This is a genomic window from Epilithonimonas hungarica (assembly GCF_900102265.1).
Taxonomy (GTDB): Bacteria; Bacteroidota; Bacteroidia; order Flavobacteriales; family Weeksellaceae; genus Epilithonimonas; species Epilithonimonas hungarica.
The window spans coordinates 409,311-423,914 of sequence record NZ_FNBH01000002.1; the positions used below are offsets into that span (position 1 = coordinate 409,311).

Below are 14,604 nucleotides of genomic sequence, written 5' to 3' on the forward strand. Positions count from 1 at the left end.
CAAAATGAGACAATAAATATCCTGCCCTAAAGATAATACTTTTTGCTAATCTATCTTATGCTTTTCTGATCTGAATCCGATTTTTTTCAAACCGGCTCTGATATCAGGTGCATTCATAAACAGATCCCACAGCAATCCCGTACGGTAATTCTCTATCATTGGCGCAATTGTACCCTGATCAATCGCCAAATATCGGGGTGTAAACCAGTCGTTGAAATTGATGGAGGTCGCATCATAAGGTCCGGCCTGTCCAATAAAATTAGGTTTTTCCTCATACAAATATCTAAGGAAGGCCATGGATTCCTTCGGTGTGTACGGCATGGAGCTAAGTGCTGCAGTCGGCACAATAACGCCCAGGTCTTCTTTCATCGGCTGATGTGCGGCGTACCCCGTAGAACCGTCTTTGTTTCTTGTATACCCTGCCGTGAGTCCCCAATATTTTTCAGAATAACCTTTGAATTTCAGTGGGTTTTCTAAGCAATATTTGTAGTCTATCGATACCTGGTTCCTGTTCAAATCCCAGTAATTTTTTACATATTTATCAGACAATTGTCTTGGATCCAGCCCCAAATAGGAATACTGACTCCAAAATAATGGTCCTCCATATTCTTCGGCATAATTGTGTTTTACATAAAGTGGAAGTCCATATTTTGTACGGTCTGTCGTGTAGGTTCCGTTGCGGGTCCAGCCTTTGTTATAAGTATCATAATCTATGGAATAATCCGGAGATGCAGCTGCCATTACATAAGTGATGAGGCACTCGTTATAGCCTTCCAGCGGGAAGTTCATTTCCCAGCCGTAAGTTGGTGACCAATGCCAGTAAAGAACTTTTTGCCCTCCTTTTGTGTACCAATTCCATTCTACACCTTTCCAAAGCTTGTCCATTTTTGCAGCCAGAGCTTTTTCCTCATCGTTTCCATTTTTGAAATATTCGCGGACACAGATCATCCCCTGAACAAGGAAAGCCGTCTCAACCAAATCTCCGCCATTGTCTTTCTTTCCAAATGGTACAACTTTTCCCGTTTCACCATTGATCCAATGTGACCAAGCCCCGTGAAAACGGTCTGCTTTTTCCAGAAAATCTGCGATATGCGTCAATCTTTTCACAGCTTCCTGACGAGGGATAAATTTTCTATCGACACCAACTAAGATTGTCATCAATCCAAATCCTGAACCTCCAGTTGTAATAACATGTTTGTCATTGTCCGGATAGATATTGTCCTCATGATAACGTTCTCTTCCTAAAAGAGATTTAGGCTCTGCAAAATCCCAGAAATATTTGAGGGCATCGCTTTGGACTTTGTCCATTAGTTGATTATCGGTCAGTTGTGATCTTGGTCTTTCAGAAACTCTGTTTTCAGTCAATTGTTTGCTTGTGCAAGATGTGAGTAATGCTAAGGAAACGATTGAAAGTGATATTATCTTTTTCATTAAATTAATTTAAAAATGAATTAAAATCCATACGTTGTTGAATGGAAACCAAGTTTGATGAGACCTTGTCTAACGTCCGTTGCATTCATAAACAATTTCCACAGAAATTGGGTTTGACTATTCTCTACCATTGGAGCAATCGTTCCCTGGTCAATAGCCAAATATCTTGGTGTCACCCAATTATATTGAATCGAATAAGCATCATAAGGTCCTGCTATACCAATATACTTAGAATAATTTTCATTATAAAGAAATCTCAAAAAATCCATACTTTCTGTCGGTGTATATGGCATATTGGAAATAGCCGCTGTTGGAGATATAATCCCCAGATCATTATTAGGCTGATGAGCAGAATATCCAGTTGTCCCATCAGGATTTCTGGAATAACTTGCTGTAAGCCCCCAGCTTTTTGAATTATAGCCTTGCCAGGATTTTGGATTTCTGACACAATATTCGTACATAATTTTGGCATGATTCTTTGTAACATCCCCATAATTGACATACTCGTCTGATAAACCTCTGGGATCCAATCCTAAGAATGAATAATGTGACCAGAACATTGGTCCGACTGTTCCATTAGCTCCATTATGATTTACGACCAACGGAATCCCGAACTGAGAACCAGAAGTTTTAATACCTCCGTTTCTTGCCCATCCATTTTGATAAACCGATTTTTCAATTGAATAATTTGGGGAAGCTGCCGCAAGAATATATGTGATTAAAGTTTCATCAAAACCTTGCAATTTCATATTCATCTGAAAGTCATAATTTGGAGACCAGTGCCAATAAAGCGTATTTTCTCCCTTTGTGTACCAGCTCCATTCGATTCCTTTCCAAAGGTCATCTGCTTTTTGAGCCAAAGCAAGTTCTGCTGCGTTTGTAGAGCTTTTGAAATATTCTCTTACACAGATCAGGCCTTGCGCAAGAAAAGCCGTTTCTACAAGATCTCCGCCGTTATCCATTGTACTAAATGGAAGTACATTCCCATTTGTCCCATTGATCCAATGTGGCCAGGCTCCGTGAAAACGATTGGCTGTCTGTAAAAAATCAAGAGCGGTCGTTAATCTTGAAACGGCATCAGCTTGTGAAACATAACCATTCTTGATCCCTACTAAAATTGTCATTAAACCAAAACCGGACCCACCTGTTGTTACTGTATTAGCATCGTCACTTGGATTATCTGTATGATATCTTTCTCTCGCGAGTTTTGAATTAGACTGCGCAAAATCCCAGAAATATTTTAGGGCATCTTTTTTTACCATTTCGGTGATTTGGGAATCTGTGTAAACAGTTGCGGAATTTTGAGGAGCTCCGACTGATGAATTATTAACATCCCAATCGCTTGAATTTGAGCAATTGTATGATAGCAAAAATGCTATTGACAATGTTATTATTCTAAAAAAATTCTTCATAATCATCTTTTTCATTTTTTATGAAAAACACTTTATGAACAAGTCATAAAGTGTTTTTATTACAATTTGTCTAATAGATTATTTAGAGTTTAGAATCAAAAATATTTTTGATATCAGTTGCAGATAATGCAGTATTAAATAATCTAAACTGATCAAGCCCTCCTTTCCAAGATGATCTTAACCAATCGTCTGCAGTATCATTATTAACTTCTTTAGGACCTGCACCAATTCTAAATTCTTTAGCTGTGGTAGCATCCATATTTATATCGCCATGATTATCCCAAGATTGTTGCTTTGCATTAGCGACTCCGTTTATATATAAGGTCATTTTACTTGTGTTGGCATCATAAACTAATGCACAATGTTTCCAATTATTATCAGCAATTCCCGGTATAGCATCAGCGCCTTCCCAATTGAACCACTTGTCACTTTTAGTTTTATCTACAATCGGAAATTTAATTTGTGTACCTGTAGCATTAGTTTCCATTAATAGCATACCTTGTCCGCCTGACCAATGATCTGTAGTAGTTGGAATACTAAAAACATGTTCTGGTCCATTGCCGCCATTATTATTTTTAGTTTGTCCATTTAGCTTAAACCAAAATGAAACTGTAAAACTTTTGGCGGTAGCAACCCAATCATTTGGTTTTGAATAAGTTATATATTTCAAATTAGCTCCTTGTATTCCATTTCCTGATATCCCAGAAGTTAGAGATAATGGATTACTTGTTGCTGGTGTATTTTGAAGTAAGTCTGATACTACTTTCAAAGGGTCTGAGGAAGGATAATCAAAAGGAACGAAAAATGTCTCACCAAGGTATAAAGGCTGGTAAACATTTGTTACATTAAATGCAAATGTTTTTGTAGTTGTTTTACCAGATAAATCAACTGCATCTACTTTAAAAGTATGATTACCTAATCCTAAATTTTTGTATAAGTATGATCCAGTAAAATTTCTATAATCTAAAAAAGTATTATAAGTATTGAGTGGAGCTCCATCCAAAGATATATTAATACTTTTGATTTCTACATCATCGGATACTTTAAAATCAAATGTATAATCTGCCATTGTATCAGTAAATGGAATATTTACTGTTCCAGAAGCTGGATTCATAATTGTTACTATCGGAGCAGCCTTATCTTCTCCAGCAGCAACACTACTTATATCATCGATATAACCCTCTGAACAAGCAGATAAAGCTAATATTGAAAATGTAGCAAAGGTTAGTTTTATTATATTTTTCATTTTAATTAGAATCAAAGTTAATTATTTATCTAAAGATTGAATTCTTTCCAATTGAGCTAATGGATAAGGCAAAAACTGTTTATCCATAGTAAAGGTTCTACCATCATAGCTCAAGGCCGCCGTATTGCCTAATCTTACCATATCAAAATAACGGATACCCCACTCCATACCAAGCTCAGCATATTTCTCATCCATTACTTGATCAGCTGTAACTGAAGTTAAAAGACCTAAGTTTGCTCTGTCTCTAACCTTGTTAACAGCGTCAACGGCTGATCCAGCAGTTGGACTAGCACCTCTTGCAACCGCTTCTGCATACATCAACAATACTTCAGCATATCTTGTAATGATATAATTTTTGTTACTACCATAGCTAAGTCGTCCAGGAATCAATTGGTTAGATGGTAAATAATGCTTACCACTGAAAAAGAATGCTCTATCCGAATTATTAATCTGATCATTATCTGGAGTCACATTAGAAACCCAAGATGGCAATGTTGAAAAATTAGGATCTTCTTTAATTTTGTTAATTCCTGCTGGTGTAAACAAAACATTAGTAACTAATCTTTTCTGTTCATTTCTACCAAGCATAAACTTAATATACTTCAAACTTGGTTCGTAAAAGCCCCATCCAGCTGTAGCTCCTGTGACAGATGGTGTCCAGCTTGTAGGGCCATAGAAATCCCAAAGGTGTTTTACGTTATTTCCTGCGCCTACTCCAAAATCAGAATATTGAATTTCTAACAAGTTTTCATCAGCCAATTTGCCCGGTGTTTTAAATAATTCATAATAATCACTAAATAAAGTAAATTTTCCAGAATTAATTATTTGTCCAGTAGCGTCTGCAACACCTTGATAATTTTTAAGTTCAAGATTTGCCATTGCTTTGATTGCTAAGGCTGTATATTTCGTAACTCCACCTCTGATATCTGTACGTTGATTTGGTCTAGCATCTGGTAAACTTGGTACAGATTCGTCCATTTGAGATGATACCCAAGACATTACATCATCTTTGGTTCTAAGTGTAAGCTGAGATTGATCTAAAACTTCCATTACAGGAACTCTACCCCAAACTCTTGAAATTTGAAATGTATAAAAAGCTCTAAGAGTTTTACACTCCGCAACATATTGATCTATCAATTGAGAATTGACACCTCCTGCTCTGAACTTCTCTAGTTCATTCATTTGGGCAGTAACTTGTACAACTCTTTCATACAAGATTTTCCACAAAGAATCATACATCCAATAACTTTGATCATAAGAATAATTATCTGTATCTGTAAAAGGCACCTGATCTCCTTTTCCTCCAGAATTAACATCATCACCTCTTACAGAAATTAATGGGATTTGTTCCCATCCAAAACCAACATCTCCATTATCAGAAGCTCTTTTACCTGATAATGTAGCATATGCTCCCATTACAGCTCCTTTAGCTCCTTCCGGACTAGTATAGTCAAAGCTAGAACCAGAATCCAACTGCATTGGTTCATCTAACTTGCTGTCACAACTTGTTAAACCTACAAATCCTGCAAGTAATACTATTTTTATATATTTTATTTGTTTCATTTTGTTAATTTTTAAGTTTTTAGAATTTGATACTATAACCAAATGTAACAACAGAAGGTGTAGGGTACACATCCAAGTTGACACCATCATTCGCTACTTCTGGGTTCATTAGATTCTCACTTTTAGTCCACATAAATGGTCTATCTGCAGTTACAGAAAATCTCATCTCAGGAACTCCATTAGCTTTTAAAGTATATCCCAATTGGATATTTTGAACTCTGAAAAAATCACCATCTTGTAGCCAGAATTTGGATAATTTTTGATTATTCCAGCTGTTTCTATAACCTTCCGAAGAGATATATTCATTGGTAGTACCTTCTCCATGCCAACGATTGATTGCAAAATCAGCATCAATGTTTCTTCCTGTCGTTCTGATAACTTCTCCTCTATTTCTATTAAGAATTTTATTCCCTCCTTGTCCATAAAATGCCATAGAAAAATCCCAATTTTTATAGCTTACTGCCAGAGATCCTCCAAAATAATAAGTTGGAACTGGTGAACCAAGGTACATTCTGTCTTCTGCATCAATTTTACCATCACCATTCATATCTCTGTATTTAAAATATCCTGGCTTAATAGGACTAGCAGTATTTGTAGCATTATACGCTACAGCCGTTGGATCTGCATTAATCTCGGCTTGATTCTGATAAACCCCAATTACATCATAGCCATAAAACACATCTATTGGTTGACCAACGACTAAACGCTGTGGAAAGTCTCCTGATCCTCTAGCAATAAAACCTTGCCCATACAAATCTGTAACTTCATTTTTGATTTGGCTAAAGTTACCATTAATGCTATATCTCCAGTCTTCGCCTATTTTATCTCTCCATCCAGCTGATATTTCAAAACCTTTGTTTCTCATTGCCCCAACGTTTTTGAAACTATCCGCATTTCCAATAGTTGGTTGAACAGGTATAACCATTTTTTTTGTATCTTTTACAAAATAGTCACCTTCTAATGTTAAACGTCTATCCAAAAGTTCAGCAGAAAGTCCTACGTTAGTTTCCTCCGTATATTCTCTTCTAACATCATCCAAATACGTTGTAAATTGAAAAGCAGGAAGATATGTATCAGCAAATACAGAATTGACAGTAAATGCTGTACTAGGTCTACTTGCATTAACTGCATCATTAGCCAATCTACCCCATCCAGCACGGAACTTCAATAAGTTTAGCCAACTAACATCTTTCAAGAATGATTCTTCAGAAGCAACCCATCCTAGACCAAAAGCTGGCAAATTAATAGTTTTTTGGTTAGGGAACTTATTAGAGCCTTCATTTCTAAGTGTAGCATAAGCTATATAACGATTCTTAAACTTGTAAGATAGTCTTCCAAAATAAGATGTTCTATAATATCTGTAAGGGCTTCCTTCTGTACTGATTCTTCCTACATCGGAGGTATTATTAAGATACCACGTTCCTTCATTATATCTTGAAAATCCAGGAATCTCACTAGAGAAAAAACCTTTCACACTCAGAAATTTGTAAGATTGATCTGCATAAGAAGTTCCTCCCATTAAAGTAAAATCATGATCTCCCAATGTCTTTGTCCAAGTTAAAGTATTATCCCAGATATAATCTTCATAATTGGCATTGTTACGAGTAATAGAAGATTGATTTATTGTTCTTTGAAAACCTTGACCAATATCATTAACAAAGTAAGGCAACTCCATTAAACGCTCATCAATATTTCTATTATTGTAAGAAAGCGTTGTTTTGAAAGTCAACTCTTTAGGTAATATGCTTATCTCCGCATAAGCATTGAAGTTTAATGATCTTTGAATTCCAAGCTTATCAACATTGTCCATTAATGAAAAAGGATTATCATGACCTCTGTAGCCTAGTAACTGAGCATCTGCATAAGGTTTGTAATCTGCATTTGTAAACAATGGGTCATAAACAGGCATTACAGGAACAGCATAATAAATTTGTTGCCAAGCAGAACCTTCATCATCATACTTTTCTCCACGAGTATAATTAATAGTAGCTCCAACATTCAACCAATTAGTTGCCTTGGCATCTACTTTAGCCCTGATGTTAAATCGCTCATAACTATTTCTCATTTTTAGAATCCCGTCTTGGGAAAAATAGTTCCCTCCTAATGAGTAAGCTACTTTTTCAGAACCACCATCTACTGCAAGACTATGACTCTGGATTGGCGCTACTCTCAAAGCCTCTTTATACCAATCCGTATTTACATTAGGAAGATTAGGGTTAGTTTTACTTCTTCCATATCTTTCTATAGCAGACTCAATAGCGGTGATTTCCCACTGATTTCCTGATTCTAATGCAAAATTAGTATACTGTTCAGCATTAGCCATTTTAATTACATTATTAGCATACTGAGCACCATAATAAGAATCGTAAGTTAATTTTGGTTTTTTATTATAACTACCACCTTTTGTAGTAATAACCACAACACCATTTGCTGCTAAAACACCATATATTGCAGATGCAGAAGCATCTTTAAGAATTGTAAAATCCTGAATATCATTTGGATTTAAAAATTCAATATTATCAACAAAAAGCCCATCAACAACATACAATGGCTGATTAGTTCCATTGATTGAGTGTACCCCCCTAATATTTATCTTTGGAGCTTCTCCTGGAGATCCATTAGTTATAATTTTTCCTTGCAAAGCTTGAGTAGCTTGTCCAGATGGCGTCTTAACGATATCAGCTGCTTTTACGGTAGTAATCGCACTTGTTAAGTCAACTTTCTTCTGAGTTCCATATCCAATCACAACAACTTCCTCGATCTTGTTCTCTTTCGTAACAGTATCCTGTGTGGTTTGTGCATGTAAATCACTGCCGAAGTACAGAGCAGCAATCAACAATGGTAATTTTACATAATTTTTTCTCATAATATTCTTAAGTATTATTTTCTTATTCTCCGAATATAAATATTTTTATTAACACAATGTTAATATATGCTAAAACAAATATAACCAATTGTATTTCAATAAATTAAAATACAAAATTATTATTTTTAATATGAAAAGCACTAAAAAATAATCCCCAAATTTTGGCTCAGTATTTGTCTATTTAATATAATCGAAGTTTTAATCACTCAAAACGAGCCATTATATTGCTTCACATTAAGACAATAAAAAGAATAAAATCAATAAATATTAAATTATGAATACCAACAGACTTTCAACAGAAATGCAAAATGCATTGATCAAACAGATGACAAAAGAAAATCATGCCTCACAAATATTCTTATCTTACGGTTGTTGGGCTGATACAAAAGGTTATGGCGGAATCGCAAATTTTCTTTACAGACATTCTCAGGAAGAAAGGAATCATATGATAAAGTTTATGAGATATATCCTGGACAGAGGTGGCGAAGCTAAAGTAGAAGCAATCCCTGCTCCTCCGGAAAACCCGCAAAGTTTGACCGACTGTTTCAATAAAGTTTTCCAACACGAGGTTGATAACACTACCTCTATATACGATCTTGTTGACTTGGCTTTCCGGGAAAAAGACTGGGCTACCTGGAACTTTATGCAATGGTTTGTGAAAGAACAGATCGAGGAAGAAAAACTAGCTCTTGAATTGATTGACAAACTTAAAATTGCTGGCGGAGACAGAGCAACCGACGAATCCCTGTTTACTCTGGATAAGGCTTTGGAAGCTGCTGCTGATGAAGTTTCTTTACCACAAGAGGCTACTGCAGATAATCCATCTTAAAACAAAATAAATATCACTAACTTTGATCTCCGTTTTTACGGAGATCTTTTAATTTATATTCAAACAAAATGGCAGACATTATAGAAAACAATCATTCCAATCCGGAAGATTTTTACAAATCGTTAAAAGAAAAACTGGAAGAGCAGCATAACTTCCCGGAGGAATATCTCTTCAAATTCATTGTAACAAGTGATTCTGAGAAAATAACAGAGATCTTAAGAGTTTTCGACAATTTGAAATACACTTTATCCAACAAAGAAAGTTCAACCGGAAAATATACTTCTGTCTCAATCGATTGTTTTGTGCTGGACGCAGACCAGGTTATCACTATTTATAAAAAAGTGGCAGAAATAGAAGGTGTAATGATGCTTTAATTTTTTGGTTTGAAACTTGTATTTTAAAATCAAATTTAATGTTATGAAAAAAGCATTTTTTAAAATACTGAACAAAATAAATGTCGCAGTTTTACCAAAGTACAGTAAAAGGGATTTTACAAAACTTAATAAATTTCAAAAAGCAATTTTTGGCTACAGATATATAGTTTTAATTAATTCTTTAGATTAATTATCAAATACTTAAAAATAAAAAAGCGTTCAATATTTGAACGCTTTTTTATTTTATCTTCCGGCTTCAGACTTTCGTCCTCCAGCTTTATGAATTCTCAAGAATATAACTGAACATCAATGGCGCACAGATCGTCGCATCGCTTTCAACAATATATTTTGGTGTTGTAATATCCAGTTTCCCCCAAGTGATCTTCTCATTCGGAACCGCTCCGGAATATGAACCGTAAGATGTTGTAGAATCGGAGATCTGGCAGAAATAAGACCAGAAAGGAATATCATGCATTTCCATATCTTGATACAACATTGGAACAACACAGATTGGGAAATCTCCTGCAATTCCTCCACCAATTTGGAAGAATCCAACTCCCTTTCCGCCTGAATTTTTCGTGTACCAATCAGCAAGATAAGCCATATATTCGATGCCTGATTTCATTGTAGAGAATTTCAGATCTCCTTTGATACAATAAGAAGCGAAAATATTACCCATTGTAGAATCTTCCCATCCCGGAACCACGATCGGCAAATTCTTTTCAGCAGCAGCAATCATCCAGGAGTTTTCTCTTGGGATTTCGTAATACTGCTCAAGAACGCCGGAAAGAATCATTTTGTACATATATTCGTGTGGGAAATATCTTTCACCTTTATCATCAGCATCTTTCCAAAGTTCGTAGATATGTTTCTGCAATCTTCTGAAAGCCTCTTCTTCCGGAATACAAGTATCAGTAACCCTGTTCAATCCTCTTTCCAAAAGTGCCCATTCTTCCTGTGGCGTAAGGTCTCTGTAATGCGGAACTCTTTCGTAATGAGAGTGCGCAACAAGATTCATAAGGTCTTCTTCCAGGTTGGCTCCTGTACAAGAGATGAAATCTACTTTATCCTGACGAATCATCTCAGCAAAGATTTTCCCAAGTTCAGCGGTTGACATAGCTCCAGCCAATGTTACCATCATTTTGCCGCCATCTTTCAGGTGTGCAACATAACCTTTGGAAGCATCTACCAACGCTGCTGCATTGAAGTGCAAATAATACTTTTCTATAAATTCCGAAATCGGCTTACTCATTTTATAAAAATTTTTGCAAAGATAAGAATTTGTTTGGATGTCAGAAGCCGGATACTGGATGTGAAGGTTAATTTTAAAAGACATTTTTTCCATCTGATTTCCGACTTCCAACATCCAACATATTTCACTACTTTTGCAAATTGAAATTTTAAACAGACAACAATGATATCGGCACAAGGATTAGGATTACATCACGCAGGAAATTATCTTTTCCGAGACGTTAATTTTACCATCAAAAAAGATGATAAAATTGGCTTGGTCGGTAAGAACGGAGCTGGAAAATCCACGCTTCTTAAAATCCTTTCCGGAGAGATCAACTTCTACGAAGGCAACGTTGTTCCGGAAGGAAACATCACAATTGGATTCTTAAAACAAGACCTTGATTTTGTAAAAGGAAGAACCGTTTGGGACGAGACGATGCAGGCTTATGAGCAGATCAATGCGATGAAGAATGAACTGGAGGACGTCAATCATCAATTAGCAACCAGAACCGATTACGAAAGTGATGCCTATTCTGATCTAATTGTCAGAATGACGGAACTGAATGACCTTTTAATGAATCACGATGCATATAATCTGGAAGGCGATGTAGAAAAAGTATTGTTTGGGTTGGGTTTCAAAGCTGATGATTTTCAAAAGATAACCGACGAGTTTTCCGGAGGCTGGAGAATGAGGATCGAATTGGCAAAACTCCTTCTTCAGAAAAACGATTTGATGCTTCTGGATGAGCCGACCAACCACTTGGATATGGAATCCATCATTTGGCTGGAAGATTTCCTGAAAGATTATCCTGGCTCTATCGTTTTGGTAAGTCACGATAAACAGTTTATGACATCGATCTGTAACAGAACTTTTGATGTTAATAATAAAAAAATTGAGGATTACAAAGCCAACTATTCCAAATATCTGGAGCTGAGAAAAGAACGTCGCGAAAAACTAGCGCAGGCGAAGAAAAACCAAGATGCGGAAATCAAGCAGATGGAAGACAACATCAACAAGTTCCGTGCAAGTGCAACCAAAGCTTCTTTTGCCCAGTCATTAATCAAAAAACTGGATAAAATCGAAAGAATAGAGATCGATAATGAAGATGTATCCAAATTCAATATTCGTTTCCAACCGTCTGTTACACCTGGAAAAGTAATCTTCGAAGCCAAAAACTTAGGAAAAGCTTACGGAAACAAGCAGATCTTTGACAACGTTGACTTCTTTGTAGAACGTGGCGACAGAATCTCTCTTTTGGGACAGAACGGACAAGGGAAAACGACTTTGGCAAAGATTCTTGCCGGCGATATCAAGGATTATTCAGGAGAATGGAATCTTGGTCACAACGTGAGCATCGGATATTTTGCCCAGAATCAGGAAGAAGTTTTGACACCGGATAAAACTGTTCTACAAGAAGCGGAAGATTCTGCAACGGAAGAAACCAGACCAAGAGTTCGTGACTTATTAGGTTCTTTCTTGTTTCAGGGCGAAGATGTGACCAAGAAAACCAAAGTTCTTTCCGGAGGTGAGAGAAACCGTCTGGCGCTTTGTAAATTATTGCTTCGTCCGTTCAATACGTTGATCATGGATGAACCTACGAACCACTTGGATATTCAGTCAAAAGAGATTATTAAATTAGCGCTTCAGAAATATGAAGGAACATTGATCGTGATTTCTCACGACCGTGAATTCCTGCAAGGTTTGTCTGATAAGATTTTTGAATTCCGTGATGGAAAAATGAAGGAATTCCTAGGAAACATTGATGAATACCTGGAATACAGACAAAAAGAAAGCATCCGGGAAATCTCTGCCGAAAGGTCAAAACTTCATAAAGAAGAGGTTGAAGAACCAAAAGCTAAGATCCAAGAATCAAAGCCAGCAACTGACAATCAGTCAACAACGATTGTAAGCAAAGAGCAGAAAAATATTCAAAACAAACTGAAAAAAGTAGAAGAAAAAATCTCTGAACTGGAATTGAAAATCGAAGAATTCGAAGCTTCTTTTACTAAGGAAAATCCTTCTGAACAAACTTTGGAAACTTATAACAAAACAAAAGAAGAACTGGATCTGACCTTACAGGAATGGGAATATCTTGGAAGTCAATTAGAGAACTAATTTTAAAATATCTAAATCCATTCAAAATTGAATGGATTTTTTATAGACCTGTTTTAATTCTTATCTTCGACAAAGAAATTCAAAAATGAGTGACAAACTAAGAAAACATATCGAAGAAATCACACCGATCACAGATAAGGAATTCGATTATCTGCTGTCTCATTTTTCAGTCAAAAAACTTAAAAAACATCAATTTTTGATCCAGCAAGGCGACCTGGTTAAAAATGACCATTTTGTAGTTTCCGGGTTGTTGAAAGCTTATCATACCAATCCTGACGACGGCAAAGAACACATTCTTCAGTTTGCCTGGGAAAACTGGTGGATTACAGATTTCCAGGCTTATTTCAATCAAACCAATTCTACTCTCAACATAGATTGTATAGAAGATGTCGAAGTACTTTCTATCTCATTGGAAAACCGCGAAAAAATCTGTGCTGACCTTCATAAGATTGAACATTTTTTCAGAAAGAAATCCAATTTCGGATACATTGCGCTTCAGCAAAGGATTCTTTCACTGTTAACTCATAGCACAAAAGAACGCTATGAACAGATGCTCAGCAACTACCCTTCTCTTTTCCAGCGTGTTCCAAAGTCTCTCATTGCTTCTTACCTTGGGGTTTCCAGAGAAACACTTAGCAGATTATCAAAATAAATGTGACCTACATCACAGAAAAACCTTGATATACATCCTTTCTTTCGGTCTCGATTTTGTAGAATTTTGCAGTATCAAATTTTAAAATTGTGATAATGAAAACCAAAATTTCAATCTTTTCTGTCCTATTTGTATTCATTTCAATGTTGAATATCACAAATGCACAGAACAAAAAATCTAACAAAGTTATGAGCAAAAAAATCTTATTCGTGGTGACAAGCCACGACAAAAAAGGCAATACCAATGAACCAACAGGCTATTATCTTGGCGAAGTCTCACATCCTTGGGAAATTCTCCATTCTGCTGGTTACGATATCGATTTTGTAAGCCCAAAAGGAGGAAAAGCCCCTGTTGACGGACTCAATCTGGAAGATGCAGTTAATAAAGAATTCTGGGAGAATAAAGAGTACCGTACAAAAATCGAAAACACGATGAAACCTTCGGAAGTTGACCCGTCAAAATATGCCGCAATTTTCTACGCTGGCGGACACGGAACAATGTGGGATTTTCCGGACAATACAGAACTTCAGAACATTGCAAGAAAGATCTATGAAAACAATGGCATCATAAGTGCGGTTTGTCACGGTCCTTCTGCTCTTGTAAACCTCAAATTATCAAATGGAAAATATCTGGTTGAAGGCAAAAAAGTGAATGCCTTTACCAATGAAGAGGAAACTGCCGTGAAACTGGAAAATGTAGTTCCTTTCTTATTGGAAGATCAATTAAAAGAAAGAGGTGCTATTTTTGAAAAATCCGGGCTTTGGCAAGATCACGTAGTTGCTGACGGAAGATTAATTACAGGACAAAATCCACAATCTGCAAAAAGCGTGGGTGAGGAAATCTTAAAAGGATTAAAACAGAAATAAAATTCAACATTCAAAA

11 protein-coding genes are annotated in these 14,604 nt (G+C 36.2%); 5 read left to right on the forward strand and 6 right to left on the reverse strand.

The window, feature by feature from the left end; all coding sequences use genetic code 11:
* Window positions 1–45: 45 nt before the first annotated feature.
* The 5 genes from BLT30_RS09050 to BLT30_RS09070 all read right to left on the reverse strand — a co-directional run bounded on the left by BLT30_RS09050 (window position 46) and on the right by BLT30_RS09070 (window position 8,518).
* A complete protein-coding gene (locus BLT30_RS09050; protein ID WP_089873252.1) occupies window positions 46–1,431 on the reverse strand; it encodes a glucoamylase family protein in 1,386 nt (461 codons plus the stop codon).
* Window positions 1,432–1,451: 20 nt separating this feature from the next.
* Window positions 1,452–2,849, reverse strand: coding sequence for a glucoamylase family protein (locus BLT30_RS09055; RefSeq protein ID WP_394332201.1), 1,398 nt, complete (start codon window positions 2,847–2,849; stop codon window positions 1,452–1,454).
* A 76-nt stretch (window positions 2,850–2,925) separates the two neighbouring features.
* Window positions 2,926–4,089 (reverse strand): LamG domain-containing protein, encoded by a 1,164-nt coding sequence (locus tag BLT30_RS09060; RefSeq protein ID WP_089873253.1) that lies wholly within the window; start codon window positions 4,087–4,089, stop codon window positions 2,926–2,928.
* A gap of 21 nt (window positions 4,090–4,110) precedes the next feature.
* Window positions 4,111–5,568 carry a RagB/SusD family nutrient uptake outer membrane protein gene (locus BLT30_RS09065; RefSeq protein WP_245707148.1) on the reverse strand — a complete coding sequence of 486 codons (1,458 nt, stop codon included), beginning with the start codon at window positions 5,566–5,568 and terminating at the stop codon, window positions 4,111–4,113.
* Window positions 5,569–5,671: 103 nt separating this feature from the next.
* Window positions 5,672–8,518, reverse strand: a complete 2,847-nt coding sequence (locus tag BLT30_RS09070) for a SusC/RagA family TonB-linked outer membrane protein (RefSeq protein ID WP_089873255.1) — start codon at window positions 8,516–8,518, stop codon at window positions 5,672–5,674.
* 274 nt (window positions 8,519–8,792) lie between these two features.
* On the opposite strand from BLT30_RS09070, the gene BLT30_RS09075 reads away from it, so the two are divergent.
* Entirely contained in the window at window positions 8,793–9,347 is a 555-nt protein-coding gene (locus BLT30_RS09075) for a ferritin (protein WP_089873256.1), read from the forward strand.
* 68 nt (window positions 9,348–9,415) lie between these two features.
* The gene (locus BLT30_RS09080; RefSeq protein ID WP_089873257.1) at window positions 9,416–9,721 is read left to right on the forward strand and encodes a DUF493 domain-containing protein; all 306 of its coding nucleotides are present in this window, start codon (window positions 9,416–9,418) and stop codon (window positions 9,719–9,721) included.
* 277 nt (window positions 9,722–9,998) lie between these two features.
* Here the strand turns inward: BLT30_RS09080 and BLT30_RS09085 are convergent, their stop codons facing one another.
* Window positions 9,999–10,973, reverse strand: a complete 975-nt coding sequence (locus tag BLT30_RS09085) for a deoxyhypusine synthase family protein (RefSeq protein ID WP_089873725.1) — start codon at window positions 10,971–10,973, stop codon at window positions 9,999–10,001.
* A gap of 162 nt (window positions 10,974–11,135) precedes the next feature.
* Here BLT30_RS09085 and BLT30_RS09090 point away from each other — a divergent pair, with 162 nt between their 5' ends.
* The 3 genes from BLT30_RS09090 (at window position 11,136) to BLT30_RS09100 (ending at window position 14,588) form a co-directional block, all read left to right on the forward strand.
* Window positions 11,136–13,070: an ABC-F family ATP-binding cassette domain-containing protein gene (locus tag BLT30_RS09090; RefSeq protein ID WP_089873258.1), complete on the forward strand. Its 1,935-nt coding sequence runs from the start codon at window positions 11,136–11,138 to the stop codon at window positions 13,068–13,070.
* 85 nt (window positions 13,071–13,155) lie between these two features.
* Window positions 13,156–13,722 (forward strand): Crp/Fnr family transcriptional regulator, encoded by a 567-nt coding sequence (locus BLT30_RS09095; protein ID WP_089873259.1) that lies wholly within the window; start codon window positions 13,156–13,158, stop codon window positions 13,720–13,722.
* Window positions 13,723–13,910: 188 nt separating this feature from the next.
* Window positions 13,911–14,588, forward strand: coding sequence for a type 1 glutamine amidotransferase domain-containing protein (locus BLT30_RS09100; RefSeq protein WP_089873726.1), 678 nt, complete (start codon window positions 13,911–13,913; stop codon window positions 14,586–14,588).
* Window positions 14,589–14,604: the final 16 nt, after the last annotated feature.